General features: G+C 53.1%; 6 protein-coding genes. 1 reads left to right on the top strand and 5 read right to left on the bottom strand.

From position 1 onward, the window contains the following. The 5 genes from GEU01_RS23500 to GEU01_RS27795 form a co-directional block, all read right to left on the bottom strand. A partial coding sequence (locus GEU01_RS23500) for an IS4/Tn5 family transposase DNA-binding protein (RefSeq protein WP_026018546.1) occupies positions 1-349 on the bottom strand: 349 nt, incomplete at its 3' end. A gap of 287 nt (positions 350-636) precedes the next feature. Further along, positions 637-1,005, bottom strand: a complete 369-nt coding sequence (locus GEU01_RS19835) for a DUF6915 family protein (RefSeq protein ID WP_010511883.1) — start codon at positions 1,003-1,005, stop codon at positions 637-639. A gap of 1 nt (position 1,006) precedes the next feature. Continuing rightward, entirely contained in the window at positions 1,007-1,477 is a 471-nt protein-coding gene (locus GEU01_RS19830; RefSeq protein ID WP_019087440.1) for a DUF6878 family protein, read from the bottom strand. 261 nt (positions 1,478-1,738) lie between these two features. Further along, positions 1,739-2,209, bottom strand: a complete 471-nt coding sequence (locus GEU01_RS19825; RefSeq protein WP_019087439.1) for a DUF3085 domain-containing protein — start codon at positions 2,207-2,209, stop codon at positions 1,739-1,741. Between the two features lie 122 nt (positions 2,210-2,331). Next, on the bottom strand, positions 2,332-2,541 hold the full coding sequence (locus GEU01_RS27795) for a DUF5983 family protein (protein WP_444699932.1): 210 nt from the start codon (positions 2,539-2,541) through the stop codon (positions 2,332-2,334). 18 nt (positions 2,542-2,559) lie between these two features. On the opposite strand from GEU01_RS27795, the gene GEU01_RS19815 reads away from it, so the two are divergent. Next, positions 2,560-3,591, top strand: coding sequence for an IS110 family RNA-guided transposase (locus tag GEU01_RS19815; protein WP_014106769.1), 1,032 nt, complete (start codon positions 2,560-2,562; stop codon positions 3,589-3,591). The last annotated feature ends 344 nt before the right edge of the window (positions 3,592-3,935 follow it).

Here is a 3,935-nt window from a genome sequence, read left to right as displayed (position 1 = left end):
TTTTTTCCCTGCCTCCCGTAGAGACCTTGGTAAACCCGATCTTTTCGGGAGATGCTCGGGTGAAGGAAAACTCCGTTGTATCCTGCAGGATCAGGACTGGCCCTGCAGTCGCATCGAAACGCTGGGCGGTAGCAGAAAAATGCCCTTCAAGGATTTTGTCTTCGCTTACATTTGCATTTGCAAAAAATCTATATGCTGCCTTGGTCGCAGACCAATCCTGAAATGCCGTCGGGAGAGACTTGCCCGGTCGTTCAGCAAGTGCCGCGAGCATCGTGCCCAGACGCCTGTTCAGGCGCTCGTCGCCAAGGTCAGATCCGGATATTTCCTGTATGACCCAATCCTGTACCATTCTCACACCCCGCCTGCATAAAGGTGACAGAAAAGGAATCACAACAGATTCATCTGCATCAAGCACAAAATTCAAGAACAGCAGATTTGTGGGTAACTGCAAGGCCGGACAAGGGGCTACGCAGCTTTTTTTTCACGCGTTTATCCCCGTGACATCCGGAAGTTCGCCTCAATCATTATTTTATCTGATTTATAGGACGAAAAGCTGTAGCTCCATGGTCCTCGTATCGACATATCCACGACGCCGCATACGGGCTACGTCACGGCCAGTATTTCAGAAGTCTTCTGTTATTCTGAAAGTCTGCCATAAGCGGGATCAAGGCTTCGATGAATGGGCTGCGCCCGTCCCATCCAGGGCTGGGGGCGGATTTCCTTCAGCCAATCAACGAAACTCGGAATAAATCCAAAGTCCTCGCGCATATGCTGCTCGGCGATCAACCGCACCGGGACAACCCGCCCGGTGGAAATTGTCAGCACAACGCCAAAAAGTCTCTCAGCGAGGAAGATTCCTTCCGCGTGATGTCTCAGCGCACGATGCCGAAAATCGGCCGAAATCAATTTTGATTCGTCGAACCAGGTATGGATAGGCAGGAAGTCATCAGCCGTACCTCCCCACTGCCGCACCGACGAGAGAGCATGATAATAACTATGCGCCATTTCAGGCCTCCTCTGTCCAGCTATGCTCGGAATATTCAGTGGACATATATCGTCCGTTAAATTCGAGCGTCAGCGTTCTGTTGGCCACGTCAAACCTGAAGTCGCCAAAAGCACCCTCATTGTTTTCCCAACCACCGTTGGTCTCGGCCAGTGCGGCGTAACAGACCTGTTCGATGACATCCCGCAGGGGAGTACGTTCCGAGACAGTCTCGCAGTCAGTCCACCTCGCCGTCACCGCATCGACAAGGACGTCGAGCAGTGTATCCTCCCCTTCAGGCACAACAGCAATCTCCTCGATCTGGCCGCTATCTCCTTCACCGTCAAACGACACTGTAACGGCTGTAATCCTGGATACCGAAAGCGCTTCAAAGATGATCCTGCGATTTTGCGCTGAAGCTTCATTGTATGCTCTTTCATGGCGAAGTAACCGCTCTGCATGCTCCGCAAAGCTTCGTTCGAAGTTCTCAGTCATGGCGAGTTCCCTCGGTTGCTCAGGCACGGGCACATACCCGCACTTGTTATCGGAAATGAAGCGGGCCGGACGTTGAAAACCATGTCGTAAGCAGATCAATGACAGGTAATGCCTTAATATAGGATTGTTAATCATAGCGTTTCCGATCATATTTACCATGATTTTTATTATTTTTTACGCCCAGACCTCGCCCGTTACCTACATTTTTGCTTACGTTAATAAAGAATAGTCCTCGCGATATCCGACATATGCTTGTTCGCGTCAGGGTGTTTTCGGGGATGCCAGATAGGGGCAACTGATCTGCGCAGGCGTGACATCAATCCACAAACGACTGCCCGCAGTCGCCTCCAGTGCCTTGCGGATGGTATCGGCGGAAAGAAATTCCGCGCCATCGTCACCGCCAAACGACGCGCGTTTGACATCGTACCAGTCGTCAGGACATGTGCGCGGGTCCGCTTCGACAGCATAGGCGACAAGGTTCGCCTGACCCTCAGCGTCACTGAAGCCCGGATAACCATTCGACATCAGGTACACCCCATGATCGCCAACCAGCATGAGACCTGCCGGTATCTTCGCACGGTCGACATCCGCACCGGTCGGATGGCGCGACGACACGCCAGCCTTGAGAAAGGCCGGGTCAACAAGCTGATCATAGGTAGGGGAATGTTCGCTCGCGGCTTGCGCATGAGCAAGAAGACGCGCCACCAGGGCGTGGTCAAAATGAAGTTTCATTGCAGTATTCCTTCGTGTGATCCCCTTGCGAGGACACAAAAAAGGCGGAACACCGAAGTATCCCGCCTTAAGAAATAAGAACCGGCGCCTCTGGCCCGAGGGACGCCCGATGCCGTTGCCGGTCATTCATCTTCATCGTCATCAAAGAAACGAAGCGAGGCATCGACCGGGCCGTCCGCATCAAACAGGACGTAATCACAGTCGTGATTCCGGGCCAGGGCAAGAATGGCCCGCAGTGACCGCGACCCCGGCCAATCATGGGAGTATGGATCCAGATGGGGTGGACGGCCTCCATGCGACATCAATGTGCCATGATGAGGTCGGAAGACCATTCAGAGGAGACCGCCCGGATGAAAGTTACCATAATCGGCCTGGATATCGCCAAGTCTGTTTTTCAAGTGCATGGCACGGACGCAAGCGGAAAATGTCTGCTCAAGAAGAAACTCGGGCGGAGTGAAGTTATCTCATTCTTTGAAAAGCTGGAGCGCTGCCTGGTCGTACTCGAAGCCTGTAGCACGTCGCATCACTGGGCTCGTGTCATCCGTGACACCGGTCATGAGGTAAAACTCATTCCCCCTGAAATGGTCAAACCATTTGTCAAACGTGGCAAGAAAAACGATGCTGTTGATGCCGCCGCGATTTGTCTTGCCGCGATCCATCCCGACACGCGCTTCGTCCCGATTAAAAATCGGGAGCAGCAAAGCCTGTTATCGCTGCACTCAACTCGTACCCTTCTGGTCAAACAGCAAACGATGCTGGTGAATGCGTTGCGTGCACTTGCAGCGGAATTCGGTTTGATTGTTCCCCTTGGAAATGCCCGTCTCCCCGAACTTCTGGCGAAAATCGAAACCTCATCCAATCTGCCTGATGCCCTGAAACAGACAACCATGCTGCTCTTTGAACAGTATGGTCGACTGAACGAAAGCATAGAAAACCTGGAAGGAGGTATCCGGACACATGCCAAACAGGATGAAGATGCTCGCCGTCTTTTGACCATCCCGGGCATTGGTCCGGTAACCGCCTCCCTGATTGTCGCGTCTGTTACCGATATTGGGGCCTTCGATACGGCCCGGCACTTCGCAGCCTGGCTTGGTCTCGTACCGCGCCAGCATTCATCGGGCGGAAAAACCCGATTGGGCAGAATTACCAAAACGGGCAACCGGGAAATAAGAAAGATGCTCGTTCTGGGCGCAACATCCATGCTTTACCGCGCACAGAAATGGGATAGCGCTGCGGGAGTATGGCTTTGCAAGCTTCTGGAACGTCGCCCGGGCCGTCTGGCAACCGTGGCGTTAGCCAACAAGCTGGCCCGGATCATCTGGGTTTTGTTGTCGCGCAAAGAGATCTATCGTCCGGCCGGTCGCAGTGTCGCTATAGTCTGACATGTACCACCAGGATGATGGATACCGGAATAAGCTCCGGTAGATCCGGCAGTATGCACTGACCGCGTGATGGGAAAGACTGTAATCAGAAGCAGTTCAGGCAATACCGAATGTCCCCATGTGCCATTGAGCACGAGATCCAGATTGGTGCCTGACACGCAAGCGAACACCCATGATGGCCAGCGAAGGATTTCGCATAAACAGGCCGGACATAAGGGCGCATCTGACCGGATCTCCACATCATGACAGTATCAGTGCATTTCGCTGGAGCGAAAATACGCAGAAGAAAGATACGACAATGCAATCAATGTGACCTCTTGCATCGTAAAGGCCGTCCACATAAG

Source organism: Komagataeibacter europaeus LMG 18890, assembly GCF_000285295.1.
Classification (GTDB): domain Bacteria; phylum Pseudomonadota; class Alphaproteobacteria; order Acetobacterales; family Acetobacteraceae; genus Komagataeibacter; species Komagataeibacter europaeus.
Note: the sequence above shows the minus strand (reverse complement) of the source record. Positions and strands in the feature narration are given on the sequence as shown.

Bases quoted from the DNA above. Each gene is read 5' to 3' on its own strand.
- GEU01_RS19835 (WP_010511883.1), bottom strand. From the start codon at position 1,005: ATGGCGCATAGTTATTATCATGCTCTCTCGTCGGTGCGGCAGTGGGGA.
- GEU01_RS19830 (WP_019087440.1), bottom strand. From the start codon at position 1,477: ATGACTGAGAACTTCGAACGAAGCTTTGCGGAGCATGCAGAGCGGTTA.
- GEU01_RS19825 (WP_019087439.1), bottom strand. From the start codon at position 2,209: ATGAAACTTCATTTTGACCACGCCCTGGTGGCGCGTCTTCTTGCTCAT.
- GEU01_RS27795 (WP_444699932.1), bottom strand. From the start codon at position 2,541: ATGGTCTTCCGACCTCATCATGGCACATTGATGTCGCATGGAGGCCGT.
- GEU01_RS19815 (WP_014106769.1), top strand. From the start codon at position 2,560: ATGAAAGTTACCATAATCGGCCTGGATATCGCCAAGTCTGTTTTTCAA.